Here is a 26,352-nt window from a genome sequence, read left to right on the forward strand (position 1 = left end):
AATTCTTATCCCTCTGAGCAGAAAGACCGAGCATGCAGCTGACCACCCCCGTCCTCCATCCCGCCGCCCGCGCCATCCGCCTGGCCGTCATCGCCATGGCGTGCGCCGCACCCGCCGCCTTTGTCGCCGCGCCCGCGCTGGCGCAAGGCCAGGTCGCCGCCACCGCCGCGCCGCAAGCCTATGCCGTGCCAGCCGGGCCGTTGGCCACCGCCCTCAACGACTTTGCCGTCGCCGCCGGCGTCAGCCTGTCGACCGATCCCGCGCAGACGCGCGGCCTGCGCTCGCCCGGCGTGCGCGGCAGCCACACTGTGGCACAGGGCTTTGCCCAGGTGCTGGCCGGCAGCGGCCTGGAAGCGGTGCAACTGCCGAACGGCGCCTATGTGCTGCGCCAGGCGGCGCCATCCTCCGCCTCGGCGTCCGGCGTCGAAAAGACCATGGCTCCCGTGGTCGTGAACGCCAGCATGGAGCGCGACCCCGTCAGTGAACACAGCAACTCGTATGCGGCGCGCGCCGTCACCGTCGGCAAGGGCGTGCAGACCCTGCGCGAAATCCCGCAATCGGTCAGCGTCGTCACGCGGCAGAAGATGGACGACCAGAACCTCAACACCATCGACGCCGTGCTGGCCAATACCACCGGCATCACCATGTACGACAGCCCGATGGGCGGGCGCTATGTGTATTCGCGCGGCTTCATGGTCGACACTTACCAGTTCGACGGCGTCAACCGCGCCATGTACTACCCGCAGGCGAACAGCTTCACCAGCAATACGGCCATGCTCGACCGCGTGGAAATCGTGCGCGGCGCCACGGGCCTGCTGCAGGGCACGGGCGCGCCCGGCGCCGCGATCAACATGGTGCGCAAGCGCCCGCTGGCGGAAAAACAGGTGCAGCTGGCGCTCGGCGCGGGCCGCTGGAACGACGTGCGCGGCGAAGTCGACGTCACCGGTCCTTTGACCGAATCGGGCAGCATCCGCGGCCGCGCCGTGGCCGCGCATGAGCAGCGCGACTATTTCTATGACGTGGCCGACAGCCGCACCGACGTGCTGTACGGCGTGCTGGAATTCGACCTGGCGCCGGGCAGCAAGCTGACGACGGGCGCCAGCTACGAGAAACTGCACTCGACGCCGTTCTTTTCCGGCATGCCCCGCTACCGCGACGGCAGCGACCCGAAACTGCCCCGCGCAACCTTCCTGGGCGCCGACTGGAACCGCTGGAACAGCAAGCAGACGGCCGTATTCGCCGAATTCGAGCACCGCTTCGATGCCGACTGGCTGTTCAAGGCCAGCGCCAACTACACGCGCGAGCGGCATGACGTGAAATACATGTTCAGCCAGGGCGCGATCCATCCCGCCACCCTGGCCGGCATGATGATGTACGGCGGCGTGTTCGACTACGGCACCACCAACAAGGGCATCGACCTGTCGCTCGATGGCAAGTTCAACGCCTTCGGCCGCCGCCACGGCTTCAGCGCCGGCATCAGCACCAACCGCCTGGAAAGCGACAGCGATTTCAGCCTGGCCCTGCTGCAGCAAGCGAACAACCCGCTGCAGCCCAATCACGGCGTGGCCGAACCGAGCGATGAATGGTTCCGTGCAAACAGCTACCGGGGCGATCCCAGTGTGACGACCATGACGCAGACGGGCGCCTACGGCGTGGCGCGCTTCAGCGTCAGCGATCCGCTCACCGTGGTGGCGGGCGCGCGCGTATCGAACTACAAGTCGAGCAGCGTGTACCGCGACACGGGCGAGGTGTACATCGACCCGTACCGCGAGCACGGCGTCGTCACGCCCTATGGCGGCGTGATCTACGCCTTCGACCCGCGCTGGTCCGGCTACGCCAGCGTTTCCGACATCTTCCAGCCGCAAAACCAGCGCACGGCCGACGGCGCCCTGCTCGACCCGCTCAAGGGCCGCAACCTGGAAGTGGGCGTGAAGGGTGAACTGTTCGACGGCAAGGTGAACACCTCGCTGGCGCTGTTCCGCATCGAGCAGCGCAACCGCGCGGAGCTCGACCTGGTCAATACCTGCTCCAGCGGCACGGAGTGCTATTTCTCGGCGGGCAAGGTGCGCAGCGAAGGCCTCGATGCGGAAATCAGCGGCGAAGTGGCGCCGGGCTGGCAGCTGTTCGCCGGCTACACGCTGAACAATTTCAAATACCTGGAGCAGACGTCGAACGCGGGCGTGATGTTCGCCAGCACCTACTCGCCGCGCCACATGCTGCGCGCGTGGAGCGACTATCGCCTGCCCGGCGCCCTGCAGAAGTGGAGCGTGGGCGGCGGCGTGAACTTCCAGACGGAGAGTTCGCGCGTCACGCAGAACATCACGGTGGCGCAGGGCGCGTATGCCTTGTGGAGCGCGCGCGCCGCCTACCAGATCGACGGCAACTGGACGGCTTCGCTGTCCGTGACGAACTTGCTCGACAAGCGCTACTACCAGACGGTGGGCGCGCCGGCCTGGGGCAATTTCTATGGCGAGCCGCGCAAGGCGCAGCTGACCTTGCGCGCGCGCTTCTAAGCCAGCTTATGCCGGAGGACGCAATGGCGCCTTCGGCAACGGAATGAATTCCGTTTCGCCCGGCACGCTCCCCATGCGCTGGGCGCTCCAGTCGTCGGCCGCCTGCGACAGGCGCTCCTTGCTCGACGAAACGAAATTCCAGAACAGGAAGCGGTGGCCGTCCAGCGGCTCGCCGCCGATGACGACGAACTGCACCGGGCCGCCGCCTGCCGTCACCACAGGCGCGGCGCCCGCCTCGACCAAGGCCATGGTGTGCGGCGCAAGCGCCACGCCGTCGAGCAGCACCTCCCCGCTGACCGGATAAATCGCCGCTTCCGGCGGCAAGCCTGCCAGGCGCAGCTCCTTGCCTGCCTGCAGCGTCACGTCGAGATACAAGGTCTGCATATAGGTGCGCACGGGCGACGTCCGGCCAAACGCCGTGCCGATCAACACTTTCACCACGCCGCCATCGAGCGTCACGACGGGAATGTCGGCCTGCGGCGTGTGCGTAAAACTCGGCACATCTTCCTCGTGCGCCTTCGGCAGCGCGGCCCACAGCTGCAAGCCGTGCGTGCGGTGCGGCTGCCCGGCCAGGTCGTGCGGCGTGCGTTCCGAATGCACGATGCCGCGTCCGGCCGTCATCCAGTTGATGGCGCCCGGCTCAATGCGCTGGTACGAACCGATGCTGTCGCGGTGATCGATCGCGCCCTCGAACAGATAAGTGACGGTGGCCAGGCCGATATGCGGATGCGGGCGCACGTCGTGGTTGGCGTCGGGCGCCACGTCGATGGGACCGAAATGGTCGAAGAAGATGAAGGGGCCGACCGCCTGTTTTGCCGCGGCAGGCAGCAAACGCCGCACGACGAAGCCGCCGCCTAGGTCCTTCTCGTGGCTTTTCAGGATGGCCGCGCTCATGCCAGCACCGTCGTGATTTCCGTGGTGACGGCCGTCATCAGCTTGTGGATCGGGCATTTGCCGGCCACGGCCAGCAATTCCTGGCGCTGCGCATCCGTCAGTTCGCCCGTCAGGTGCACGGTGGCGGCCAGGCGGTACACGCCCTTGCGCTCGTCGCTGGCATCGCGCTCGGTCGACACTTCCACGTGTTCCAGCGGGATGCCCTTGTGTCTGGCGTACCAGACGACGGTGAGCGCCTTGCAGGCTGACAGGGCCGCGTCGTACAGGTCGTGCGGCGAAGGGCCGGCGTCGCCGCCGCCCTCCTCGACGGAGGCGTCGGCGGAAATGATGTGATCGCGCACGTGCACGATATGGCGCATGGGTTGCGACTGGTCGCGGATGGCTTTGATGGTCATGGCGTTCCTTGGTGCGTTTGGAAAGCCACAATTTACACCGTTTGCCCGCCTGGCGCAGCCCGCGCCCCTGCCACCTGGTCATATGATACGGAAGACGGCGTCGGTCACCAGCGCCATTTCTCCCGGATCCGGCGTGACGACGCTATGCGCCGTACTTGCCTAATCGAGCGTGCGCGCCACCCGAAATCCCACGATATCGTTCGACAGCACGGTGGAAAAGCCGTTGCGCAGGGCAGAACGCAGGTAGCGCGGGTGGTACAGCCAGGAGCCGCCGCGCAGGATGCGCCGGCTGCTGTCGCTGCCCTCTTCCCATGCGCTGCCGTCGACGGGCGCGCCCTCGTAATTGTCGTGCACGACGTCCTGCACCCATTCCCACACATTGCCATGCATGTCGAACAGGCCCCAGGAATTCGGTGCGAACGTGCCCAGCGGCGTGGTGCCGCCCCGGTACACGCCGCGCGGGCCGCCGTTGTACACGTACAGGCCGTCGTAGTTGGCCTGCTCGGTGCTGATGGTGTCGCCCACGTTGAAGGCCGTGCGCGTGCCGGCGCGGCAGGCGTACTCCCATTCCGCTTCGCTGGGCAGACGGTACTTGCGCCCGGTACGCTCGCTCAGCCACGCCAGGTACAGCTGCGCGTCATTCCAGCTCACGCCCACCACCGGGTGCTGGTCGTTCTGCACGAAACCGGGATTGTCCCAGTCCGTCTCTGAACCGCCGGCCCATCCCGTCGCCTTGACGAAGGCGCGCCATTCGCCCACGCTGACGGGATGCCGGGCCAGCGCGAACGGGCGCTCGATGCCGACCCAGTGCTGCGGCATCTCGCGCTCGAGCCAGGCCTGTTGCGAACCGGCCTGAATGGCGGCCTTGTGCTCCGTCTCGTGCGCGCCCATCTGGAAACGGCCGCTGGGAATGAGCACCAGTTCCGGCCCCTGTCCCGAGCCATCGAGAAAATCGTCGCGCAAGACGCCTTCCGCATTGGGCACCGGTTCCACGTGTTCCGCTTCCGGCGTCGGCGTCGGCGCGGATGCCGGCGCCGGTACAGCGGCTGCGGCGGCGCGGCTGGCCTCTTCGCGGCGCGCCCGTTCCTGCTCGGCGCGGTAGGCCGCCTCCGCCTTGGCGACGATGGCCTTGCGCTGCAATTCCTGGTGTTCCTGCAGGGCCGTGGCGGCATCGGCTTCGCGGCGCGCGCGCAACTGACCGCGCAGCGCCTCCTTGCGCAGCTTGCGCGCCTCTTCCGCTTCGAAATGGCGCTGCGCCTCCTGCTCGCGGCGCAGTTTGTCCTGGCGCTGCTTTTCCAGCGCCGCGGCCTGGATTTCCGCCTTGCGGCGCTGGTCCAGTTCTTCCTGGCGCGCACGGGCCTCTTTGACCGCCGCCTCGCGCGCCTGTTCGGCGGCCAGCGCCGCCTCCTTTTGCTGCTGCGCAGCGCGCGCCTGCTGCTGGCGCGCCTGCTCCGCCAGTTCCTCGGGCGACGGCCCGGCCGCGCGTTCCAAGTTTTCCAGCAGGGCTTGCACCGATTGCGGACGCAATTCCGCCGTCAGCGAAAACCCGTTCTGCAGCACCTGCCACTGCTGCGCGTTGAGCGCTTGCGGCGCCGATGGCAGATGGCTGGCGCTGCGCGCGTCGTCGAACGGCATGCGCCCTTCGAGCATCTGGTAAATCATCACGGCCACCGCATACACGTCCAGGCGCGGGCTGGGCTGGCGCTGGTTGGCGCCTGCCTCGGGCGCACGGTAGCCGTGCGTGCCCGCATTCGGCATGTCCAGCGCCAGGCTGCTGTCCGCATTGCGCACGCGCGAGGCGATGCCGTAGTCGAGCAGCTTGACGTCGCCCTTCGCCGTCAGGAAGACATTGCCCGGCTTGATGTCGCGGTGCACCAGCTTGTGCTTTTCCCACGCATACGACAGGGCGTCGGCAACCGGCTGCAGCAGTTGCTGCACGGTGGACAGGGGCAGCGCGCCCTCGCGCGCCAGATAGTGCTCGAGGTCTTCGCCGTCCAGGCATTCCATGATGATGAAATAGCTGGCCGTGGCCGGGTCCTGCGCCCACTCGTAGACGCGCACGATGTTTTCATGCGCGAGTTTTCTCGCCTGGGTCGCTTCCTCGATCAGCAGCTTGGCGTGCGTGGCGCTTTGCGTCAGCTGCGGCGGCAAGATCTTCAGCGCCACCATTTCGCTGCTGCCCAGCTCCGCGTGCGTGGCCAGGTCGGTCGCTTGCCACACCTGCCCCATGCCGCCCGTGCCGATCAGCCGTTCGAGCCGGTAGCGGCGGTTCTGCGGGCCGATTTCCTGGCCCGTCATGAAGCCCAGCTCCGTTCCCTGGCGCACGGGCAGCGGCGCGGCCACAGGCGCAGCGCCGGGCGGCGCGTACTCGGCGTCGAGGATGGCGTTTTTGCGGCGTTCAAATTCCTGCTCGCTGAGCAGCCCGTCATCGTGGAGGGCGCGCAGTTCCCGCAGTTTGTCTCGTGCTTTTTGCATCATCTGGGGTGAAACGCTTCCATCAAGGCTGCAGGGCGACACCGCAGGCGGCGCAGAATTTATCTTCCGGATGGCCGGCGCGCTGCGCATGGCCGTTCTTGCAGCGGGCCGGCGCGGCAACGGCGCCGGGCTGCAGCGCCTGCGCCACGGCCACGCCCAGCTGCGCCTGCGCTGACAGGCCGTGCGCGTGCGCCGCGTTCTGCAGGTTGATCAGGTCCAGCTGCTGGCGCCGTTCGCGCTCCGCCTGGCCTTCCAGATAGCTGCGCTCCTGCGCCACGCTGTCCTGCGCCATGCGCAGCGCGTCCAGCGGCGCGACGCTGTTCTCGGCCGCCGCCAGCGCCGCCAGCGCGTGAATCTGTTCGGCGCTCATGCCCGCCTGCAGCTGCACCTTGAGCACTTGCGCCAGCGCGGCCGCGTTTTGCCCGGCGGCCATGGCCACCTTGCCCGTGTCGCTCAAGCTGCCGATTTTCTCGATGCGGTCGATATCGATGCGCGCCAGTTCGGCCGCATGCGCCTGTTGCGCCAGCAAAGCTTCATATTCTCCCTTCCAGCGCGCGTAATCGCTTTCGCGCTGCTGCGCCATGGCCAGCAGGTCGCGCTGCCATTGCGCCTCCTGCTCCAGCTGGCGCAGCTGCTGGCGCTGTTCCTCGATGGCCAGCGCGTCGAGCTGCGCCAGCTGCAATTGCTGCTGCAGCTGGCGCGCGTGCACGCCGTCAGCCTCGATGGTGCGCAGCAGTTTTTCCTGCTGCGCGACGGCCTCTTCGCGCGCGCCGCCGCGCCGCAGCGCCGCCACCTTTTCCGCGATCTCCGCCGCCTGCACCTGGGCCGCTTCATCCTTGTGCGCCTCGGCGCGCAGCAGTTCGCGCTGGCGCGCCAGCTGCATCTGGTCTTCCCACTCCTGCACCCGCTCGGCCTCGCGCTTGCGCGCCGCATTCGCCAGCATCAGGCCCTGCCAGGCCGCCTGGTGCTGCTCCGCCTCCAGCTGCGCCTCGCGCTGCGCCGCATCCGCTTCCGCCTGGCGCAGGCGCGCCAGCTGGGTGCGGCGGCCCGTCTCGTCGTCGATCAGCAGCGCGCTTTCCACTTGCTGCGCGATCGACTGCAAGTGGACCTGATGCGTAAAACGCTGCTGCGCCAGCTGGATCTGTTCGCGCCCGTGCAGCTGCGACAATTCCAGCTCGCTGCGCATCTTGATGGCGGCCAGCGCGCGCACGTGTTCCCAGCTGGCCGCTTCATCGGCGCGCTGCGCGCCCTTTTGCGCCAGTTCCTGTTCCAGCTCGCCCAGCGCCAGCGCGGCGCCATGGTCGAGCGCCTGGCGCCGCGATTTCGCTTCCAGGATGCGGCCATACAGGTCGATCTGGCGTCCGCGCAGCGCTTGCAGGCGCTCCGCTTCCTGATGGTTCAGTTCCGCTTTTTCCAGCGTCGCGTCCTGCGTCAGTTCGGCGCGCCGGTGCGCATGGCGCGCCGCCAGTTCCTCGCGGCGGATGCGCTGCCATTCTTCCTCGTCATACAGCTGGTCGAGCTGCTTCATGCGTTCCAGGCTGTGCTGCTCCAGTTCCTGCGCCGGCACGCCGCCCAGCCACAGGGTGCCGATGGCGGCATCGCCGTTGCCGTCGCGCTTGTCGTGCCGCAGGCTCAGCGTTTCCACGCGCGCCACGGCCAGGCCGGACGGCGCCAGGCGCTGCGTCAGGGCCGATTGCAGGCGTTCGTTCAATTCGGGCCGCAGGTCGGCATTCGCATCCATCTCGCGCAGCGCGCGGCTGCCGATGAATTCCAGCGCAATCTGGCGCACGGACGGCAGCAGCAAGGCGTGCAGGTGGGCGCGCGTGACGGCGCCCGGCGCGCGCATGAACTGGCGCGCGAACGCATCGGGCTGGCCCAGCGCGATGTCCACGCGCAGCGAGGCGGCGATGTTCAGCAGTTCCGTGCTGGCCAGGCCGGGCAGGTCGAATTCCAGGCTGACGGCGTCGGCGCGCGCGATCAGCACTTCGGCCGGGCGCGCCGGCAGCAGCGCGGGCAGGCGCGCAAAGAAGGCGGCGCTGTCGTAATCGCCAGCCGGTATCAAGGTGAAAGCGTCCGATTGCACGATCCAGGCGCGCGACTCGGCCGGCACCTGCAGGCGGCGTGCGGCGCTGCCGAACAGCGAGGACAGTTCGCGCACGCCGAAGAACAGGGCCAGTTGCCCATCAGCAAGATGCCATTGATTGGCATGCAGCACCGCGTCGCTGTCGGGCGCGCCCAGCGACAAGCCGCATTGCGCGCAATAGCCGGCGGCAGCGCCGTTCTTGTGCTCGCAGCGCGGGCAGCGGGCGCCGCCAAAACCAAACAATTGGAACATGTATCACTCCTGATGAGAATTATTGTGCGCGCAGCACGGCTGCCATGCCGATTCTAGCAGGACAGCCGGCGCAGCACCTGCCGCGCGCCGAGCGTGCGCAACACGGCGCACAACACGGTGCAGTGTCAAATAATGCCATGCGGCAAGTGCATTCATATGCACGGATACAGGGCTAATTAGGCCTCAATTCAAGCAGTCGCCCGCGCAGGCATTTCAGCGCCGTTTTTTTGCAGGCCATCCCGCCAAAACCACGGCTGGTCGCATGCGCATGGCGCGTCGGCGCGCGCCTGGCTACAGTGCATGCATACCCACCCGCCACCCGAAAGGAACCATCATGAAAACCTTGAAAAACATGGAAGTCATTTTCACCGTCGCCGTCGCCATCGCCTGCGGCGCCAGCTATGTCAGCTTCATGCAGCCATCGGCAGCCAGGACGACCGCTGCGGCGCAGGCGAACGCCATCCCCGTCGTCGTCGTCAGCGCCAAGCGCCTGACGGAACAGGAAAAGAAAATCTCGCTGATCGAGGAACGCCAGGCCGTGCTGGGCAACACCACCGCCAGCGCTCTGTGAGCCACCGATGCTGACTCCACGCCGCCTGGCGCCAGTGTGCACGCGCCCGCGCCAGGCCGCCATTTGTATCGGCGACGGATACACGGACACACAGCATTGTGTCAATTGTAATAAGTTGAATCAAAGGCGAAAAACCGCCGGCAAGCGCCTATAGTCCATTTCACGCAATCACCGAAATGGAGCACATCATGAAACCCATCACACTCTACGCAGCAGCCATGCTTGCCATCAGCACCGCGGCCTTCCTGCCCGTGCAGGCCATGGCACAGAATCAGCTCGGCGTCAGCATTGTCGTCGGCAACGCCCCGCCTCCGCCACGGTTTGAAAGCGTGCCAGCACCGCGCGCCGGCTATGTCTGGGCGCCAGGCTACTGGAACTGGGATGGCCAGCGCCATGTGTGGAACAACGGCGAATGGCTGCGCGAACGCGGCGGCAACCAGTACCGCCGCGCCGCCTGGATACAAGAGAACAACCGCTGGCGCCTGGACCGTGGCGGCTGGGTCGCCGCACAGGTGCAGCCAGTGCGCTATGACGAGATCCGCATCGCCCCGCCGCCGCCGCGCCGCGAAGCCATCCCGCGCGCGCGCCATGGCTATGTCTGGGCCCCGGGCCACTGGGAATGGCGCAGCCAGCGCTACGCCTGGACGCCGGGCGTGTGGATCGCCGAACGCCCCGGCTACGTGTATGCGGCGCCCGCCTGGAACCAGCGCGATGGCCGCTGGCAGATGGAGCAAGGCCGCTGGTCGCCACGCGGACCGAACGGCGACCGTGACCGCGACGGCATCCCGAATCGTTATGACCACGACAATGGCAACCGCCACGACCGCGACAATGGCAACCGCCGCGACCGCGACGGCGATGGCGTCCCCAACCGCGACGACCGGCGTCCGGACAACCCGAACCGCAGCTGACACGCGCTTGTAATTACCGACAAGGCCACCGTTCGCGGTGGCCTTGTCATTTTCCGGACATATCCGTGTATTAACATCGCGCGACGATCAATCACACTGCGCGAGAAAGATTCACGATGGCGATGGAAACTGCCGGTTTCACCTACGGCTCGGACACCTCGGGCCTGGTCTGGGGCTTCCTGTTTGGCCGCGACGGGCAGCCGCTGGCGCTCGACTCGACGGCCGCGCTGGCCTGGCTGGCCGATGGCGCGGCGCGGCCGGCGCAGGAATTCGTCTGGCTGCATTTTAATTTGTCGCATGCTGCCAGCGAAAAATGGCTGATGACGCATACGCAGCTGGCCGACGAATTCTATGAAACCCTGCACCAGGGTTCCCGTTCCACGCGCATCGAGCAGGCGGAAAACACCCTGATCGCCGTGGTCAACGATGTGGTGCACAATTTCTCGTTCGAAGCGTCCGACATTTCGACCATGTGGGCCAGCGTGGCGCAAAATCTCGTCATCACGGCGCGCCGCGCGCCGCTGCAGTCGATCGAGCGCCTGCGCCAGGCCGTCATCAAGAACCACGAGCCGATCCGCTCGTCGGTGGAATTGCTGATCCATCTGCTGCGCGACCAGGCCGACGTGCTGGTCAACATCGTGCGCGACGCCGTGGCGCGGGTCGATGATATCGAGGATCACTTGCTGGCCGGGCGGCTGGTGCCGAAACGCGAAGACCTGGGCGCCATGCGGCGCGTGCTGGTGCGGCTGCAGCGCCTGCTGGCGCCGGAACCGGCCGCCCTGTTCCGCCTGCTGCAACGCCCGCCCGCATGGGTGTCTGAGCTGGACAGCCTGGAACTGCGCCAATCGACGGAGGAATTTTCGGTGGTGCTCAGCGATATGTCCTCGCTACAAGAACGCATCAAGCTGCTGCAGGAAGAGATCGCCGCCAGCGTCAACGAGGAAAACAGCCGCAGCCTGTTCGTGCTGACCATCGTCACCGTGCTGGCCCTGCCGATCAATATCATCGCCGGCATGCTGGGCATGAATGTGGGGGGTATTCCGCTGGCCCAGCATCCGCAGGGCTTCTGGATCATCGTCGCCATCATCGTCACATTTACGGTCGTGGCGGGATGGCTGGTGGTGCGCGTGCAGCGAAACAGTTAGTTTCCGTCCCGGCACGGCCTGGCAGGCGAACGGCAGGCGCCGTCCGCCGTCACTGCTTAGCGGTGGTATTCGCCGGCCCGTTCAGGCTGATAGACGATTTCCTCGATCTTCACCTTCACCACGCCGCCCGGCATGGGCCAGGCGATGCTGTCGCCCACGGACAGGCCCAGCAGCGCGCTGCCGACAGGCGCCAGCACGGAAATGCGGTCGGCCTGGCCTTCCACATCCTTCGGATACACGAGCGTCAGGCAAAACTCTTCCTTGTTTTCCACCGTGAAGCGCACGGTGGAATTCATCGTCACGACGGTCGGTGGAATCTCCTGCGGCTCGAGCACCTCGGCGCGGCCCAGCTCATCGAGCAAGGCGGCCTTGTCCGGCGATAAGTTATTACCCAAGGCATACAACAACGCTTCCAGTCGTTCCAGGTCTTGTGACGACAAAATAATTTTTGGTTTTTTTTCCAAGATATCCTCACTATTGATCATTAGGGCGGCGTCCGGTTTTGCTGGCGGCGACTTGCTTGGCCGCGGCAGACAAAACAAACAGCATCAGAACGTCCATCATCAGCGGATTATGGACGAACTCGCGAAGCAAGGCCATAGCGTTCGCGCATTCTTCATTAAAATTTATAAAAATCAATGACTTGCAATGACCGATACAGTCAAAAAGTTAATCCGTGCCGGAATGGCCGGGCACATTGAAGTTATTCTTGGCGGTATTTTGTTTACCTTCAGCATGTTTTTAGAGAAAAAAACCGGCAGGCAAAAAAAGGATTAAACTTCGGCATGGATTATTATTAGAAAGACACGTCCGCCTTTTCCGCCTGTCTTGTCGCCTTGTCTGCCGCCAGCGGTGCCTGGCATGCATACTAAATTGCCGCGCACCCTGTACTTTCACGCTGCAAAATGACAATATGTCGGCCTTAGCAACACTTGGCAACACGTTGAGAGTTCCGGCTCACTTCGGTTTTCATCAGACTGGAACGTAAAGTATGGCAGGGCGAGGCGCGATCACACGGGGCGGCGGCAAATGGGGCCGGCAGGAGGAAGCGTCATGATGACGCCGTTGATACTGCCGTCCGTGCAATTGCGCGGCGACCGGATAGCCCGGCTGAACTTGCTGGCCGCGGCGGCCATGCTGGCCATAGCCAGCGTGCTGCTGATCCTCTTCCAGTTGTTTTCCCTCCAGGCCTCTTTCCAGCGCAACCTGCAGATCCAGGCCGACATGCTGGCGCCCGCCGCCACCGAGGCCATGCGCCAGGACAATCGCCTGGCGGCGCAACAACTGCTCGCTCCCCTCGCCGCCGCCCCGCATGTCCGGCAAGCAATCCTCTACAGCCCGTATGGCACGCCGTTTGCCCGCTATGCGCGCAGCGGCACCGATGCCGCGCCCACCGCGCCGCGCAACGGCGCGCACCTCGATTACCTGGACGGCAGCGCCGCCATCCTGACGGCCTTGCCCGGCGGCGGCGCCCTGTACCTGCGCGCCAGCCTGGCGCCGCTGTACGCCAGCCTGGCGCAATTTGCCGCCTTCACCCTGCTCGTCTGCCTGTGCGCGTTCGGCCTGACCTTCCTGATGGTGCGCCGCACGCGCACCGCCGCCCAGCATGCGGAAAGCCACTTGCACTACCTGGCCCACGTCGACTCCGTCACACAGCTGCCGAACCGCCATGAATTCAACGACGCGCTGGCCTACGCGCTGGCGCGCGCCGACCGCCAGGACAGCAGCGTGGGCCTGCTGCTGCTGGACCTGGACAACTTCAAGGTGGTCAACGATACGCTGGGCCACCACTGCGGCGACCAGTTGCTCAAGCTCGTCGCCGAGCGCCTGGTGGCCATCCTGCGCGGCACCGACATCATCTGCCGCATCGGCGGCGACGAATTCGTCGTCATCGTCGAACCGGCCGACGACGCCTCGGAAATGGCCAGCGTGGCGCGCAAGATCCTCGCCGTGCTGGCCGAACCGTTCGGCCTGGAAGGCCACCAGTTGTATGTCAGCGCCAGCATCGGCGTGAGCCTGTATCCGTTCGACGCGCAGGACGTGGCCACCCTGACGCGCAATGCCGATACGGCCATGTACCACGCCAAGCACCAGGGCAAGAACCGTTACGCGGTGTTCAAGGCCGAAATGGAATTGCGCGCCCAGCGCCGCCTGCGCATGGAAGCGAACCTGCGCCGCGCGCTGCAAAACGAGGAACTGTATCTGCACTACCAGCCGCAGATCGACTTGCGCAGCGGGCGCATCGTCGGCGTGGAAGCGCTGATACGCTGGAACTGCCGCGAGATGGGCCAGCTGAGCCCTGCCGAATTCATCCCCGTGGCCGAGGAAAGCGGCATCATCGTCGATCTGGGACGCTGGGTGCTGCAAAGCGCCTGCCGCCAGGCCGCCCTCTGGTGCAAGGCGGGCCTGCTCGACTCGCTCGAGCACGTCGCCGTCAACCTGTCGGCCTGCCAGGCGCGCGACCCGGGCCTGATGGACGACATCCGCGCCATCCTGCACGAAACGCAGCTGCCGCATGGCTTGCTGGAGCTGGAAATCACGGAAGGGGTCTTGATGGACAACGTCCACGCCAACGTGGAACTGATGCGGCGCCTGCAGGAAACGGGCATCCATTTGTCGATCGACGATTTCGGTACCGGCTATTCCTCGATGTCGTATTTAAAACGCCTCCCGATCGACCAGCTGAAGATCGACCGCAGCTTCGTGCACGACCTGCCCGGCGAGGGCGAAGCCATCGTCACGGCCATCATCGCCATGGCGCACAGCCTGCACCTGAAAGTGGTGGCCGAAGGGGTGGAGACCTTGCAGCAGGTGGAATTTTTGAGAACAGCGGGCTGCGACAACGTGCAGGGCTTTTTCTTTGCGCGTCCGATGACGGCGGCGCAGCTGACGGCATTGCTGCTGGAGCGGCGCGACTGGAGCACGCGCACGAGCTTGCCGGCTTGAGGTCTGGCCAACGATATTGTCGGATTACGGCCTTCGGCCTAATCCGACCTACGTCATGCACAGGCAGGTCGGGTTAGCGCAACGCGCCCATGCCCCCCGTAGGTCGGGTTAGCGCGCAGCGCGTAAGCCGACACCACCCACATCAGGCCAGCTTGGCCGAATGCTCGCGCGTCGCGTGGAACGTCAATTTAGGCCAGCGCTCTTCCGTCAGGCGCAGGTTCACGCCGGACGTGGCCAGGTAAGCCATGTTGCCCGCCGCATCGTAGGCCACGTTGTGGCCCAGCGCGTTTTCGAAATCCTGCAGGACGCGCTTGTCGTCGCAGCTGACCCAGCGCGCGCTGCTGATGCTGGTGCCTTCGAACACGGCGTCCACGCCATACTCGTTGAGCAAACGGCTGGCCACCACTTCGAACTGCAGCACGCCGACGGCGCCCAGTACCAGCTCGCCGCCCTGCACCGGTTTGAAGACCTGTACCGCGCCCTCCTCGCCCAGCTGCTGCAGGCCCTTGTGCAACTGCTTGATCTTCAGCGGATTACGGATGCGCACCGAGCGGAAGAAATCTGGCGCGAAGTACGGGATGCCCGTAAACGTCAGCATCTCGCCTTCGGAAAAACTGTCGCCGATCTGCATGTTGCCGTGGTTCGGCAAGCCGATGATGTCGCCCGCGTACGCCTCTTCCACCTGTTCGCGCGAGGACGCCATGAAGGTCACCACGTTCGACACCTTGATCTCGCGCCCCAGGCGCAAATGCTTGACCTTCATGCCGCGCTCGAAACGTCCCGAGCATACGCGCAGGAAGGCGATGCGGTCGCGGTGGGCCGGATCCATGTTCGCCTGGATCTTGAAGACGAAGCCGGTGAATGGCTGCTCGGTCGGATCGACGGAACGCACGGTGGCGTCGCGCGGGCGCGGCGCCGGCGCCCAGTCGACCAGGGCCGACAGGATCTCGCGCACGCCGAAGTTGTTGATGGCCGAACCGAAGAACACGGGCGTCTGCACGCCGGAGAGGAATTCCTCCAGGTTGAACGGGTTCGACGCGCCGTGCACCAGTTCCACTTCCATGCGCAACTGGTCCATCTCCAGCGGGAACATCTCCTGCAGGCGCGGGTTGTCGATGCCCTTGATGATTTCGAAGGCGCCGTCGGCCTTCTCTTCACCGGCCTTGAACAGCATGATCTCGTCGTTCAGCAGGTGATACACGCCGCGGAAGTTCTTGCCCATGCCGATAGGCCAGGTGACGGGCGCGCACTGGATCTTCAGCACCGATTCCAGTTCGTCGAGCAGGTCCAGCGGATCGCGCGTCTCGCGGTCCATCTTGTTCATGAAGGTGACGATGGGCGTATTGCGCATGCGGCACACGGCCAGCAGCTTGATCGTCTGCGCTTCCACGCCCTTGGCCGCATCGATCACCATCAGCGCCGAGTCGACCGCCGTCAGCACGCGGTAGGTATCTTCCGAGAAGTCCTGGTGGCCCGGGGTGTCGAGCAGGTTGACGACGTGGTCGCGGAATTCGAACTGCATCACCGAGGAGGCGACGGAAATGCCGCGCTGCTTCTCGATCTCCATCCAGTCCGACGTCGCGTGGCGGCCCGACTTGCGGGCCTTGACGGTACCGGCCATCTGGATCGCGCCCGAGAACAGCAGCAGTTTTTCCGTCAGCGTGGTTTTACCCGCATCCGGGTGGGAAATGATGCCGAAGGTGCGGCGGCGCTGCACTTCGCGCGCGATCACGGCCGGCGCCTTGCTGCTCGCCGGCGCTGCGGCGTTGTCCGCGCTGTCGCTGGAATCGGGGGTAGTGATGTCGTTCTCGTTGGCCATATTGGTGACCATAATATGGCCCTCGCAAAAAACCCTCGATTTTACAGAAGGATCGGCCTTCCGTGTGAACTGCTTCACTCTGGCGAACGGCAAAATTGGCTGCATCGCGGCGCACTTCATCAAGGGGTCACAATACGCAGGCAACATTGCACTGCAGAAATGTTGTCACCCTACCCTGGAAACCCGATGAAAATGCTCCTCACTCCCGCCATCCGCCTCATGCAGCGCCTGCGCCTGCTGCCCAAATTCATGCTTGTCTGCCTGGTCTTCCTGCTGCCGCTGGCGCTGGCGACCACCCTGCTGATCTCGGAGCTGGGCAAGTCGCTGGCCCAGGCGCAGGATGCGCAGCGGGGCGTGGCCTACGTGCGCCAGCTGCAGGAAGGCACGCGCCTGCTGCAGCAACGGCGTGGCCTCGAGCACTTGCGCCTGAGCGGCAAGGCGGGCATGGACAACACGGCTCTCAACGCGCGCATCACGGCGTCTCTGGCGGCCCTGGCGCGCCTGCCGGCGGGCGCCGGCCTGCCCCAGGCGGCCGAACTGACGAAGCAATGGCAAACCCTGCTGGGCCGCCAGGCGGGCCTGGCGGCGCGCGACAGCTACGCGGCGCACACGGCGCTGCTGCGCCAGGCGGCCAAACTGGGCCAGCTGGTGGCCGACCGTTCGCACCTGAGCCTGGACCCGGACGCGGGCGCCAACCATCTGAGCGCCGTCTTCACCGCCACCCTGCCCGACCTGGCCGAGAGCCTGTCGGACATCGGCGGGCGCGGCGCCGCCTACATCGACACGGGCCTGTTCGAGGCGAATGAAGACCAGCTCGTCAACGCCAACGCCCTGATCGCGCGCCATGAACTGGAACGCCTGCCAGCCCGCTTCGACGAAATCCTCGCCGCCAGGCCGGAATTGCGCGCCAGCCTGCAGCCGGCCCTGAAAGCCGTGCCGGCCGCGTTGGCTTTCCTCGAACGGACAAAAAATGAAGTGACGAATTCCTACGACCAGACCTCGGGCGCGCAATTCCACGCGGCCGGCATGCTGGCGATCGACGCCCTGCAGGCGCTCTCCGACGCCTCGGCCACGGCGCTGGACGACTTGCTGGCGCAACGCATCGCCCGCGACGAGGCGCGCCGCGCCCTGATCCTGGCGGCCATGCTGCTGGTGCTGCTGGCCGCCGCCTACCTGTGCGCAGGCTTTTATACCGCGTTCGCGCGCGACGTAACGCAATTGCGCGTGGCCGTCGGCGCGGCGGCGGCGGGCGACCTGTCGCAGCGCATCACCTCGCAGGCGCACGACGAAATCGGCGACCTGGTGCGCGACTTCGGCGCCATGACGCACGGCCTGGCCGCCCTGGTACAGGAAATCCGCGGCGGCGCGGCCGTTATCGCGGCGGCCGGCGCCGATATCGCCCAGGGCAACGCCGCCCTGTCCGGCCACACGGCCACGCAGGCGGACGCACTGGGCGCCACCGTGGACTCGATGCGCGAGCTGACGGCCACCGTGGGCCGCAACGAAGCCCACGTGGGACAGGGACGCACGCTGGTGGCGACGGCGGCAGACGTGGCCCTGAAAGGCGGACAGACCGTCGGCGCCGTGGTCGAGACCATGGCCTCGATCAAGGCCAGCTCGCACAAGATCGTCGACATCATCGGCGTCATCAACGGCATCGCCTTCCAGACGAACATCCTGGCCCTGAACGCGGCCGTGGAAGCGGCACGCGCGGGCGAACAAGGGCGCGGCTTTGCCGTCGTGGCGTCCGAGGTGCGCAGCCTGGCGCAGCGCTCGAACGAGGCAGCGCTGGAAATCAAACGCCTGATCGGCGATTCCGTCGCCACCGTGGACGCGGGCGGCGACCTGGTCAATGCAGCCGGCAGCACCATGCGCCAAGTCGTCGACGCCGTGCAGCAGGTGGCCGTGGTGATCGGACGCATCAGCAGCGCGGGCGCCGAGCAGAATGGCGAGATCGCCCGCATCAACGGCGCGCTGGCGCAAATCGACGACATGACGCGCCAGAACGCGGGCCTGGTCGACGAGGCCCGCGCCGGTTCGCAGCGCCTGCACCAGGAAGGCGAGGCGCTGACGCAGGCGGTCAGCCGCTTCCGCCTGGGAGAACACGAGACGCCAAACGCACGCCAGACGTCCGCTGCGGCCGTGCGCGACGGCTTGCCCAGCGTGCGTCCGGCCGGCCTGTGGAGCGCCAATAAACCGCGCGTCATATCACAAAATCGCGCGGAACGGCGCAAGGCTAGCTAGTCAAAAGTGCGCACGTAGGACAAGGACTACAATTTCGCCTCAAAAGAGACTACAAAGTGGCGACTGCTAATCTTATGTTCGCCACTTACATAAGCTCTTAAAGTAGCTACATCGCGATCTGCACCGCGCGGTCGAACAAAACGCCGTTATCACATGAGTACGGCAGCTTTTTTTTGACCAGCAACGCGGCAGTCGCACTCCGATGTAAAAAGCCTGTGAGGAATACTATGAGCCATACTCAACTTATCGCCCCGGTCCAGAAGAACCAGTTGCTGCCGCGCGCCATGCCGGCGGCCGGACGGGAAATCAAGCTTGCGTCGCGGGTTAGCCTCAGCAGTGCCCAACAGAATGAATTGCTGGCCGCCCTGCCGCGCGCCGCCCTCGAATCGCTGTTCGAAGACCTGGAACTGGTGGAACTGCCTTTCGGCAAGGAGTTGTATGCCTACGGTAACAACCTGGAATACAGCTACTTCCCCACCACCGCCATCATTTCGCTGCTGTATGTCATGGAAGACGGCGCCACGACGGAAATCGCCGTGGTCGGCCATGAAGGCGTGGCCGGTGCCTCGCTGCTGGCAGGCGAGCGCGCCATGTGCACGGCTGTTGTGCAAAGCGCCGGCTACGGCTACCGTCTGAAAACGCAAAGCCTGCGCGACGCCTTCAATCAAGGCGGCGCCCTGCCCCAGCTGCTGATGCGCTACACCAACGCCCTGTTTGCGCAGATGGCGCAGAACGCCGTCGGTGGCCGCCACAGCTCGATCGAGCAAAAGCTGTGCCGCTGGTTGCTGGACCGCCTGGACCGTTCGCCATCGAATGAATTGAAAGTCACGCAAGAGCTGATCTCGATCATGCTGGGCGTGCGTCGCGAAAGCATCACGGCCGCCGCCGGCAAGCTGCAGGAAGAAGGCTTGATCCATTATCGCCGCGGCAATATCACGGTGCTGGACCGCGCCGGCCTGGAATGCTATGCGGGCGAGTGCTACAAGGTCGCCAAGACGGAATACGACCGCTTGCTGCGCGACGTTTCACGCTGCTGATCGGGAAAGATAGTTAACAAAATGGCCGGGCTGCATGCCCGGCCATTTTTTTGCTTGAAGGAAAATTACGCCTCGGCATCGGCATCGGCATCGATATCTTCCGGCTCCGGCGTCAGCGGCATGGGAATCACGGCTTCCACACAAGTCCCCTTCCCTTCCGGCCCCTGGCGCACGGTGAGGGTGCCGCCCAGCAGCAGGGCCCGCTCGCGCATGCCCAGCAAGCCGTGCGACATCGGTTTTTGCAGCGCGTCTTCCGTGATGCCGATGCCGTCGTCGATCACGCGCAGCACCAGGCCGTGCTCGTTGCGTTTCAAGGTCACGCTGACCATGCCGGCGCGCGCATATTTGAGGATATTCGTCAGCGATTCCTGCACGATGCGGAACAGGGCGATCGTCAGCGTCGCTTCGCGGTTGTCTATATTGATGGCCACGTCCGTTTCGCAGCGCACCGAACTCATGCGCGCAAAATCCTCGCAATAACTTTCGATGGCGGCGCACAGTCCCAGGTTGTCCAGCAGGCTGGGGCGCAGGTCTTCCACGATGCGGCGCTTCAGTTCCACCGTTTCCAGCAAGGTAGCCTTGGCATGGCGCAACTGCGCGGCCAGTTCCGGCTGCGTTTGCGCCAACTGCTGCGTGACGGCGCCCAGATCCATGCTGATCGAGGTCAAGTTGGCGCCCAGTTCATCGTGCAGCTCGCGCGCCAGACGTGCTTTTTCCACTTCGTTGACACTGATCAAATGACGCGACAGCACGGATAACTGCTCGGTACGCTTACTGACCGTCGATTCCAGGGTGTCGTTAGCATTTTGCAATGCATACTCGACGGCTGCGCGGTTCTGGAAGCTGCGCCGCACCAGCTGGTAAAACATGATCAGCACAAGGATGGCCAGGGCATTGATGCCGATGCCGAGCAGCACGGCTTTCTGGTACTCATGATAAAAGGCGGCACTGCCGGTCGACAGCGCTTCATTCTGCTCGCGCGTCATGATCACCACCTGCAGACGGATCTCGTCCATCGTGGCGCGGTCATCGGTCACGCGGGAAATGTTGACGATCTCGGCCAATCCGCCCTGCTTGTAGACATCGATAGACTGTTGCAACATCGACATTTTTCGACGGATCAGGCTTTTCAGCTGGCCCAGGTTTTTCAGCTGGGTCGGACTGCCCGCGAGCAAGGTTTGCAGCTCATTGAATTCATTGTCGATTTCAGTGGCGGCGGTCTTCGACGGCCCCAGATAGGTTTCGGAGCCGGAAATGAAATAGCCGCGCAAGCTGCTTTCCGCATCGAGCACGAGCACGTTCAAATACTGCAGGCGGTCGGCCACGCGGGCGCTCTGGCTGAGCAAGGCATTCGTGCCCTTCAGCGACTCCAGGTTATGGTAAAGACTGAAACCATTCAATACAAGCAACAAGGCGCACGTCACGCACAGGATCGTCTTGTACAGGGGCAGGCGGTGATTCGGGGCCGGTTCAGCGGTGAAATACATCCTGGTGTGCATCCTTAGCAAGGTTCGGCGCGGGAGAGAGCGCCGGCGCCGGCCAATTATAGTCCTCGCCACAAACTGCTGCACTGCACAACATCAAGTCGTGCCCGGCTAGCTGGCTGAGCGATCATGTTTCCATGATCGCACCGCAGCGCTAGTCAAGCAAATTGTTTTTCATTGCGTAATAGGTCAAGTCGCTGTTAGATTGCAAGCCCATTTTTTCCATGATGCGCGTACGGTAGGTACTCACCGTCTTGATGCTGAGCGACAAGGCCACGCCGATATCGGACACGGTGGCGCCGCGCGCCAGGCGCAGGAAGACCTGGAACTCGCGGTCCGACAATTCCGTATGCAGCGCGGCATTCGTGTCGCGGTCGAACGACTGCGCCAGCAACTCGCCCACGGTGGAGCTGACATAGCGGCGTCCCTGGAATACGGTGCGCACGGCCGTCATCAGCTCGTCGGCTTCGCATTCCTTGTTCAGATAGCCATTCGCGCCCATCTTGAACAGGTTCAGCGCATATTGCTGCGCGGGATAGCCGCTGAGGATCAGCACGGGCAATTCCGGCTGGCCCTGGCGTATCGTGCGCAAGGTATCGATGCCGCTCTGATCGGGCATGGCGATATCGAGCAACAGCACGTCGCAAATTTCGCGGCGGGCGATATCGAGCGCTTCGCGCCCCGTACCGGCTTCCGCCACCACACTGAAATCGTCTGACGACGAAAAAATCTGTTTGAATCCAGCTCGTACTATTTGGTGATCATCACAAATGGCAACGCGTATCATTGTTTCCCCTTAAATTTTCCTGGCCTGGGAAAGACTACCGGAACCTGAACGCTGCTCCGGCTTAGCGTCACTAACAAAAACGCAACATTAACATTATATTCAAAATATGGCGCGCCGTACGGTAGCGTCAGCACCAAGGCGGAGCGCCCATGCAGTATAGTCAACTTAGTCAACCGCTACCGGACAACCCCACCTATATTGGTACAAATCTTATTTTAGCAAGTTTAAAATCGCAATTAATTCATTGCGTATCCACACGCGGTCCAGCGGCGCTTCCTGCGGCACGGCAGGCATCGCCGGCAGCACGGGCAGTTCTTCGGCGATGGCATGCGATGCGCCACGGCTGTCGAGCTTGTTGCGCGCGCCGCTGATGGTAAAGCCCTGCTCGTACAGCAATTCGCGGATGCGGCGTATCAGCAGCACCTCATGGTGCTGATAATAACGGCGGTTGCCGCGTCGTTTGACCGGCTTGAGCTGGGAAAACTCCTGCTCCCAGTAGCGCAGTACGTGCGGTTTGACGCCGCACAACTCGCTCACCTCGCCGATCGTGAAATAGCGTTTCGCCGGAATGGGCGGCAAGGCGATCAACTCGGTTTTACTGATTCGCTCGTTCATCGCCACTCACTCAGGCAGCACGTGCCAACGGACTGGTCTCTTCGACCATGCTCTTCAGCTTCTGGCTCGCATGAAAGGTCACGACACGGCGTGCCGTGATGGGAATCTCTTCACCCGTCTTCGGATTGCGGCCCGGCCGCTGCGGTTTGTCGCGCAACTGGAAATTGCCGAAACCGGACAGCTTGACGGCTTCGCCACGCTCGAGCGCATTGCGGATCTCGTCGAAAAAGGTCTCGACCATATCCTTCGCTTCGCGCTTGTTCAGGCCCACTTGCTCGAACAACAGTTCGGCCAGTTCCGCCTTGGTCAAGGTGGGTAAATCTTTTTCCGCTTCCTGGCGCACTTTGGCAACCAGCATGGCCCGATGCAAATCGGCGGCCAGTGCGGATTGCAGTACGGCGGAATCAACGTCGCTGTTATTAATTTTCCTGCCCTGCCTTTTCTGTGCGCCCGAGCCCGCCACATGGCAAGCTCGTCTACGGTTGACGACGGAAAGGCCGTCACGCAAAAAGCGACGGCCAGTCCGGTAATTACGAACGCAGTTTCGCGTCGTGGCCCTGCTTGGCGGCATCGATCAGGACAGCCATCAGGCCATCGACGACATCGTCTTGCAGGGTGTTTTGAGTATCTTGCAAGCTAATCCGGAAAGCAAGGCTTTTTTCATCCGCTTCCAGACCTTTTCCACGATATTCATCAAATAAAACAATGGCTTGCACGATACGCGCCGCAGGGCCTGCCTTGGCGGCGGCATGGAAGCTGTCGAGCAGATCCTGCACGGCCACCGATTGCTTGACGACCACGGCCAGGTCGCGGCTGGCGCCAGGGAATTTCGAGATTTCCTGGTACACGGGCACGACTCTTTGCGTCAGGGCAGCGGCGTCGACTTCGAACAGCACGGGCGCCAACGGCAAGTCGTACTTTTGCATCCAGCGCGGGTGCAATTCGCCGATGAAACCGATGACCTTGCCGTCGAGTTCCACGTTGGCCGAACGACCAGGATGCAGGGCCGGATGTTCCGCCTTGGTGAAACGCAAGACCAGCGGCGCGAACAGCGCTTCCAGGTCCGCCTTCACGTCGAAGAAATCGACCGTGCGCGCAGCCTGGCCCCACTGCTCGTCGGCCACCGCGCCGTAGGCCATGGCGGCCACGCGCTTGGGCTGGGCGTAACCGGCCACCGACAAGGGGCCGTTTTCCACGCTGTCGTCGCGCTGGTAGATGGCGCCCACTTCGAAGATGCGCACGCGGTTCGTCTTGCGGTTCAGGTTATAGCGCACATTGGCGATCAGGCTGCCGATCAGCGAGGAACGCATCACGCTCATCTGGCTGGCGATCGGATTCTGCAATTTGATCGGGTTCGTGTTGCCCGAGAAATCGCGCTCCCACGCCGCATCGACAAAGCTCATGTTAACCACTTCCTGGAAGCCCAGGTCGGCCAGCGCATGACGCACCGCAAACAAGGAGCGGGTATTTTCCGGTGCGATCTGCATCACGTTCGCTGCCACGGGCGGCAAGGTCGGGATGTTCTCGAAGCCGTACACGCGCGCCACTTCCTCGATCAAGTCTTCCTCGATCTCGATGTCGAAACGGTAGCTGGGCGAGGTCACGGAAAACACGCCGTCGGCCAGGGTGAATGGCAGGGCCAGGCGCGTGAAGATGTCGGCGATCAACTCGTCGTTGAGCGGCACGCCGATGACTTTTTGCGCGCGCGCCGTGCGCATGGCCACGGGCTGGCGTTGCGGCAAGTTCACCACGTGGTCGTCGACGGGGCCGACGGTCGTGGCCGGCGTGCCGCAGATTTCCACGATCAAGGCCGTGATGCGCTCGATATGCTCGACGGTGGTGGCGAAGTCGACGCCGCGCTCGAAGCGGTGCGCCGCATCGGTCGAGAAATTCAAACGGCGGGCGCGGCCCTGGATGGCGTTCGGCCACCAGAATGCCGCTTCCAGGTAGATGCTGTCCGTATCGTCCGACACGGAGCTGGCGTCGCCGCCCATGATGCCGGCCAGCGATTCGATTTCCTGCTCATCGGCGATGACGCCGAGCCACTCGTCGACGGCGATGGTGTTGCCATTCAACAGCTTGACGGATTCGCCCGCCTTGCCCCAACGCACGTCGAGGCTGCCGTGGATCTTTGCCAGGTCGAATACGTGGCTGGGACGACCCAGTTCCAGCATGACATAGTTGGAGATGTCGACCAGGGCCGACAGCGGACGCTGGCCGCTGCGCTCGAGGCGCTGCTTCATCCAGTCCGGCGTGGCCGCCTTGGCGTTCAAGCCGCGGATGACGCGGCCCGTGAAACGACCGCACAGGTCCGGCGCGCTGACTGTCACTGGCAACACCTCGTCGCTGGAAACGGGCACGGTACGGAACTGCGGCGCATTCAGGGGCACGCCCGTCAATGCCGACACTTCGCGCGCCACGCCCAGCACGGACAGGCAATCCGCCTTGTTCGGCGTCAACTTGATGGTGAATTTCAAGTCGTTCAAGGCAAAGTAATCGCGGAAATTCTGGCCGATCGGCGCGTCGTCAGGCAATTCCAGCAAGCCGGCGTTTTCTTCCGACAATTTCAATTCGCGCGCGGAGCACAGCATGCCTTGCGACTCGACGCCGCGCAGCTGGCCCACCTTGATTTCAAACGGCTTGCCATCGGCGCCAGGGGGCAGCACGGCGCCCGCCATCGCGCAGACGACTTTCAAGCCCGGGCGCACGTTCGGCGCGCCGCAGACGATGTTGAGCATGGTGCCCGTGCCGACGTCGACCTGGCACACATTCAGGCGGTCCGCATTCGGATGTTTTTCCATCTCCAGGACCTGGCCCACCACCACGTTCGAGAACGGCGGGGCGACAGGATCAACGTCCTCGACTTCGAGACCGGACATGGTCAGCAGATGGGCCAGTTCGTCCGAAGTCATCTTCGGATCGACCATGGTACGGAGCCAGTTTTCGGAAAATTGCATAATCAAGCCTTCAAAGGGTCAAAGCTCACAGCGCGAGCGCACAGGCGCTCAAGCGCCATGAATCAAACGGAACAATGCTTAGTTGAACTGCTTCAGGAAACGCAAGTCGCCTTCATAAAACAGACGCAGGTCGTTGATGCCGTAACGCAGCATCGTCAAGCGTTCCAGGCCGGAGCCGAAAGCAAAACCGATGAATTTCTCGGGATCGAGGCCGAAGTTCTTCACCACGGTCGGATGCACCTGGCCGGCGCCCGACACTTCCAGCCAGCGGCCCTTCAAAGGACCGGAGCCGAAGGCGATGTCGATCTCGGCCGACGGTTCCGTGAACGGGAAGTACGACGGACGGAAGCGCACTTGCAGGTCGTCCGTCTCGAAGAAGGCCTTGACGAAGTTCAGGTACACGCCCTTCAGGTCGGCAAAGCTGATGTCTTCGGCGATCCACAGGCCTTCGACCTGGTGGAACATCGGCGAATGGGTGGCATCGCTGTCGACGCGGTAGGTGCGGCCAGGCGCGATGACCTTGATCGGCGGCGTGTGCGTGCGCGCATAACGCACCTGCATCGGGCTCGTGTGCGTGCGCAGCAGCAAGGGCTTGCCATCGGTGTCGTTGCCGTCGATGTAGAACGTATCTTGCATGGAACGGGCCGGATGATTTTCCGGGCTGTTGAGCGCCGTGAAGTTGGTCCAGTCGTTCTCGATTTCGGGGCCGTCGGCCACGTCGAAGCCGATCGAGCGGAAGATTTCCTCGACCCGCTCCCACGTGCGCATCACGGGATGGATGCCGCCTGGCATGCGGCCACGGCCTGGCAGGGTCACGTCGATCGCTTCGGCGTTCAGACGACCTTGCATTTGGGCATCGGCCAGCGCATCACGGCGCGCCGTCAGCGCGTCCTCGATCTGCACTTTGACGGCGTTGATCAGGGCGCCCTGCGCCTTGCGCGCGTCCGGGTCCAGCTTGCCCAGGCCCTTCATCATTTCGGTAATCTGGCCAGTCTTGCCCAGGTAGCGGGCTTTGGCGTTTTCAAGTGCGGCAGCGTCTGCGGCGGCGATAAAGTCAGCCTGGGCCGAGACGACGAGTTCTTCTAGGGAGTTCATGCGGCTTTTCCTGTTTTGGAAATCAATCCTGGATTTAGTAATCTAGAACCCAACAATCAAAAACGGAAACGGGGCATAAGGTTCACACCCCTGCCCCGCTCTTTATAACGTCACCCTGGGGATGACGTT

Annotated in this window: 20 protein-coding genes; 8 read left to right on the forward strand and 12 right to left on the reverse strand. The window is 64.1% G+C overall.

Features of this window, described 5'->3' with window-relative positions:
• Positions 1-32 precede the first annotated feature (32 nt).
• Positions 33-2,513: a TonB-dependent siderophore receptor gene (locus tag ACQ4W4_RS00220; RefSeq protein ID WP_436540314.1), complete on the forward strand. Its 2,481-nt coding sequence runs from the start codon at positions 33-35 to the stop codon at positions 2,511-2,513.
• 6 nt (positions 2,514-2,519) lie between these two features.
• Here the strand turns inward: ACQ4W4_RS00220 and ACQ4W4_RS00225 are convergent, their stop codons facing one another.
• The 4 genes from ACQ4W4_RS00225 to ACQ4W4_RS00240 all read right to left on the reverse strand — a co-directional run bounded on the left by ACQ4W4_RS00225 (position 2,520) and on the right by ACQ4W4_RS00240 (position 8,612).
• Entirely contained in the window at positions 2,520-3,407 is an 888-nt protein-coding gene (locus ACQ4W4_RS00225; RefSeq protein ID WP_436540315.1) for a pirin family protein, read from the reverse strand.
• Positions 3,404-3,802, reverse strand: a complete 399-nt coding sequence (locus ACQ4W4_RS00230; RefSeq protein ID WP_436540316.1) for an OsmC family protein — start codon at positions 3,800-3,802, stop codon at positions 3,404-3,406. Before ACQ4W4_RS00230 ends, ACQ4W4_RS00225 begins: the two co-directional genes overlap by 4 nt.
• Before the next feature lie 159 nt (positions 3,803-3,961).
• Positions 3,962-6,280, reverse strand: a complete 2,319-nt coding sequence (locus ACQ4W4_RS00235) for an SUMF1/EgtB/PvdO family nonheme iron enzyme (protein ID WP_436540317.1) — start codon at positions 6,278-6,280, stop codon at positions 3,962-3,964.
• Positions 6,281-6,299: 19 nt separating this feature from the next.
• Positions 6,300-8,612: a coiled-coil domain-containing protein gene (locus ACQ4W4_RS00240; RefSeq protein ID WP_436540318.1), complete on the reverse strand. Its 2,313-nt coding sequence runs from the start codon at positions 8,610-8,612 to the stop codon at positions 6,300-6,302.
• A 334-nt stretch (positions 8,613-8,946) separates the two neighbouring features.
• Here ACQ4W4_RS00240 and ACQ4W4_RS00245 point away from each other — a divergent pair, with 334 nt between their 5' ends.
• From ACQ4W4_RS00245 to ACQ4W4_RS00255, 3 genes are all read left to right on the forward strand, one after another.
• Complete coding sequence (locus tag ACQ4W4_RS00245; RefSeq protein WP_436540319.1) at positions 8,947-9,183, forward strand: hypothetical protein; 237 nt, start codon at positions 8,947-8,949, stop codon at positions 9,181-9,183.
• 188 nt (positions 9,184-9,371) lie between these two features.
• On the forward strand, positions 9,372-10,094 hold the full coding sequence (locus tag ACQ4W4_RS00250; protein ID WP_436540320.1) for a YXWGXW repeat-containing protein: 723 nt from the start codon (positions 9,372-9,374) through the stop codon (positions 10,092-10,094).
• Between the two features lie 116 nt (positions 10,095-10,210).
• Positions 10,211-11,239, forward strand: a complete 1,029-nt coding sequence (locus tag ACQ4W4_RS00255) for a transporter (RefSeq protein ID WP_185982122.1) — start codon at positions 10,211-10,213, stop codon at positions 11,237-11,239.
• Positions 11,240-11,295: 56 nt separating this feature from the next.
• On the opposite strand, the gene rnk is transcribed toward ACQ4W4_RS00255, so the two are convergent.
• The gene (rnk, locus tag ACQ4W4_RS00260; protein WP_162835757.1) at positions 11,296-11,703 is read right to left on the reverse strand and encodes a nucleoside diphosphate kinase regulator; all 408 of its coding nucleotides are present in this window, start codon (positions 11,701-11,703) and stop codon (positions 11,296-11,298) included.
• Positions 11,704-11,887: 184 nt separating this feature from the next.
• Between rnk and ACQ4W4_RS00265 the strand changes: the two genes are divergently transcribed.
• Both ACQ4W4_RS00265 and ACQ4W4_RS00270 read left to right on the forward strand, forming a co-directional pair.
• Positions 11,888-12,016, forward strand: a complete 129-nt coding sequence (locus ACQ4W4_RS00265; protein WP_436540321.1) for a hypothetical protein — start codon at positions 11,888-11,890, stop codon at positions 12,014-12,016.
• Between the two features lie 276 nt (positions 12,017-12,292).
• On the forward strand, positions 12,293-14,185 hold the full coding sequence (locus ACQ4W4_RS00270) for a putative bifunctional diguanylate cyclase/phosphodiesterase (RefSeq protein ID WP_436540322.1): 1,893 nt from the start codon (positions 12,293-12,295) through the stop codon (positions 14,183-14,185).
• Positions 14,186-14,327: 142 nt separating this feature from the next.
• On the opposite strand, the gene ACQ4W4_RS00275 is transcribed toward ACQ4W4_RS00270, so the two are convergent.
• On the reverse strand, positions 14,328-16,004 hold the full coding sequence (locus ACQ4W4_RS00275) for a peptide chain release factor 3 (protein ID WP_436541100.1): 1,677 nt from the start codon (positions 16,002-16,004) through the stop codon (positions 14,328-14,330).
• 186 nt (positions 16,005-16,190) lie between these two features.
• Here ACQ4W4_RS00275 and ACQ4W4_RS00280 point away from each other — a divergent pair, with 186 nt between their 5' ends.
• Both ACQ4W4_RS00280 and ACQ4W4_RS00285 read left to right on the forward strand, forming a co-directional pair.
• Positions 16,191-18,248, forward strand: coding sequence for a methyl-accepting chemotaxis protein (locus tag ACQ4W4_RS00280; RefSeq protein ID WP_436540323.1), 2,058 nt, complete (start codon positions 16,191-16,193; stop codon positions 18,246-18,248).
• Between the two features lie 227 nt (positions 18,249-18,475).
• Complete coding sequence (locus ACQ4W4_RS00285; RefSeq protein ID WP_034783188.1) at positions 18,476-19,285, forward strand: Crp/Fnr family transcriptional regulator; 810 nt, start codon at positions 18,476-18,478, stop codon at positions 19,283-19,285.
• 65 nt (positions 19,286-19,350) lie between these two features.
• Here ACQ4W4_RS00285 and ACQ4W4_RS00290 read toward each other — a convergent pair whose 3' ends face one another.
• The 6 genes from ACQ4W4_RS00290 to pheS all read right to left on the reverse strand — a co-directional run bounded on the left by ACQ4W4_RS00290 (position 19,351) and on the right by pheS (position 26,223).
• Positions 19,351-20,772 carry a sensor histidine kinase gene (locus ACQ4W4_RS00290; protein ID WP_436540324.1) on the reverse strand — a complete coding sequence of 474 codons (1,422 nt, stop codon included), beginning with the start codon at positions 20,770-20,772 and terminating at the stop codon, positions 19,351-19,353.
• A 151-nt stretch (positions 20,773-20,923) separates the two neighbouring features.
• Positions 20,924-21,556 (reverse strand): response regulator, encoded by a 633-nt coding sequence (locus tag ACQ4W4_RS00295; RefSeq protein ID WP_010399201.1) that lies wholly within the window; start codon positions 21,554-21,556, stop codon positions 20,924-20,926.
• A gap of 210 nt (positions 21,557-21,766) precedes the next feature.
• The gene (locus tag ACQ4W4_RS00300; protein ID WP_152250967.1) at positions 21,767-22,171 is read right to left on the reverse strand and encodes a MerR family transcriptional regulator; all 405 of its coding nucleotides are present in this window, start codon (positions 22,169-22,171) and stop codon (positions 21,767-21,769) included.
• A 10-nt stretch (positions 22,172-22,181) separates the two neighbouring features.
• Entirely contained in the window at positions 22,182-22,529 is a 348-nt protein-coding gene (locus ACQ4W4_RS00305) for an integration host factor subunit alpha (protein WP_010399205.1), read from the reverse strand.
• A 172-nt stretch (positions 22,530-22,701) separates the two neighbouring features.
• On the reverse strand, positions 22,702-25,128 hold the full coding sequence (gene pheT, locus ACQ4W4_RS00310; protein WP_436540325.1) for a phenylalanine--tRNA ligase subunit beta: 2,427 nt from the start codon (positions 25,126-25,128) through the stop codon (positions 22,702-22,704).
• A 78-nt stretch (positions 25,129-25,206) separates the two neighbouring features.
• Complete coding sequence (pheS, locus tag ACQ4W4_RS00315; RefSeq protein ID WP_034751917.1) at positions 25,207-26,223, reverse strand: phenylalanine--tRNA ligase subunit alpha; 1,017 nt, start codon at positions 26,221-26,223, stop codon at positions 25,207-25,209.
• Between the last annotated feature and the right edge of the window lie 129 nt (positions 26,224-26,352).

This window comes from Janthinobacterium glycogeni, assembly GCF_051380725.1.
Classification (GTDB): Bacteria; Pseudomonadota; Gammaproteobacteria; order Burkholderiales; family Burkholderiaceae_D; genus Janthinobacterium.

Bases quoted from the DNA above. Each gene is read 5' to 3' on its own strand.
- ACQ4W4_RS00220 (WP_436540314.1), top strand. From the start codon at position 33: ATGCAGCTGACCACCCCCGTCCTCCATCCCGCCGCCCGCGCCATCCGC.
- ACQ4W4_RS00225 (WP_436540315.1), bottom strand. From the start codon at position 3,407: ATGAGCGCGGCCATCCTGAAAAGCCACGAGAAGGACCTAGGCGGCGGC.
- ACQ4W4_RS00230 (WP_436540316.1), bottom strand. From the start codon at position 3,802: ATGACCATCAAAGCCATCCGCGACCAGTCGCAACCCATGCGCCATATC.
- ACQ4W4_RS00235 (WP_436540317.1), bottom strand. From the start codon at position 6,280: ATGATGCAAAAAGCACGAGACAAACTGCGGGAACTGCGCGCCCTCCAC.
- ACQ4W4_RS00240 (WP_436540318.1), bottom strand. From the start codon at position 8,612: ATGTTCCAATTGTTTGGTTTTGGCGGCGCCCGCTGCCCGCGCTGCGAG.
- ACQ4W4_RS00245 (WP_436540319.1), top strand. From the start codon at position 8,947: ATGAAAACCTTGAAAAACATGGAAGTCATTTTCACCGTCGCCGTCGCC.
- ACQ4W4_RS00250 (WP_436540320.1), top strand. From the start codon at position 9,372: ATGAAACCCATCACACTCTACGCAGCAGCCATGCTTGCCATCAGCACC.
- ACQ4W4_RS00255 (WP_185982122.1), top strand. From the start codon at position 10,211: ATGGCGATGGAAACTGCCGGTTTCACCTACGGCTCGGACACCTCGGGC.
- ACQ4W4_RS00265 (WP_436540321.1), top strand. From the start codon at position 11,888: ATGACCGATACAGTCAAAAAGTTAATCCGTGCCGGAATGGCCGGGCAC.
- ACQ4W4_RS00270 (WP_436540322.1), top strand. From the start codon at position 12,293: ATGATGACGCCGTTGATACTGCCGTCCGTGCAATTGCGCGGCGACCGG.
- ACQ4W4_RS00275 (WP_436541100.1), bottom strand. From the start codon at position 16,004: ATGGCCAACGAGAACGACATCACTACCCCCGATTCCAGCGACAGCGCG.
- ACQ4W4_RS00280 (WP_436540323.1), top strand. From the start codon at position 16,191: ATGAAAATGCTCCTCACTCCCGCCATCCGCCTCATGCAGCGCCTGCGC.
- ACQ4W4_RS00285 (WP_034783188.1), top strand. From the start codon at position 18,476: ATGAGCCATACTCAACTTATCGCCCCGGTCCAGAAGAACCAGTTGCTG.
- ACQ4W4_RS00290 (WP_436540324.1), bottom strand. From the start codon at position 20,772: ATGTATTTCACCGCTGAACCGGCCCCGAATCACCGCCTGCCCCTGTAC.
- ACQ4W4_RS00295 (WP_010399201.1), bottom strand. From the start codon at position 21,556: ATGATACGCGTTGCCATTTGTGATGATCACCAAATAGTACGAGCTGGA.
- ACQ4W4_RS00300 (WP_152250967.1), bottom strand. From the start codon at position 22,171: ATGAACGAGCGAATCAGTAAAACCGAGTTGATCGCCTTGCCGCCCATT.
- ACQ4W4_RS00305 (WP_010399205.1), bottom strand. From the start codon at position 22,529: ATGCTGGTTGCCAAAGTGCGCCAGGAAGCGGAAAAAGATTTACCCACC.
- pheT (WP_436540325.1), bottom strand. From the start codon at position 25,128: ATGCAATTTTCCGAAAACTGGCTCCGTACCATGGTCGATCCGAAGATG.
- pheS (WP_034751917.1), bottom strand. From the start codon at position 26,223: ATGAACTCCCTAGAAGAACTCGTCGTCTCGGCCCAGGCTGACTTTATC.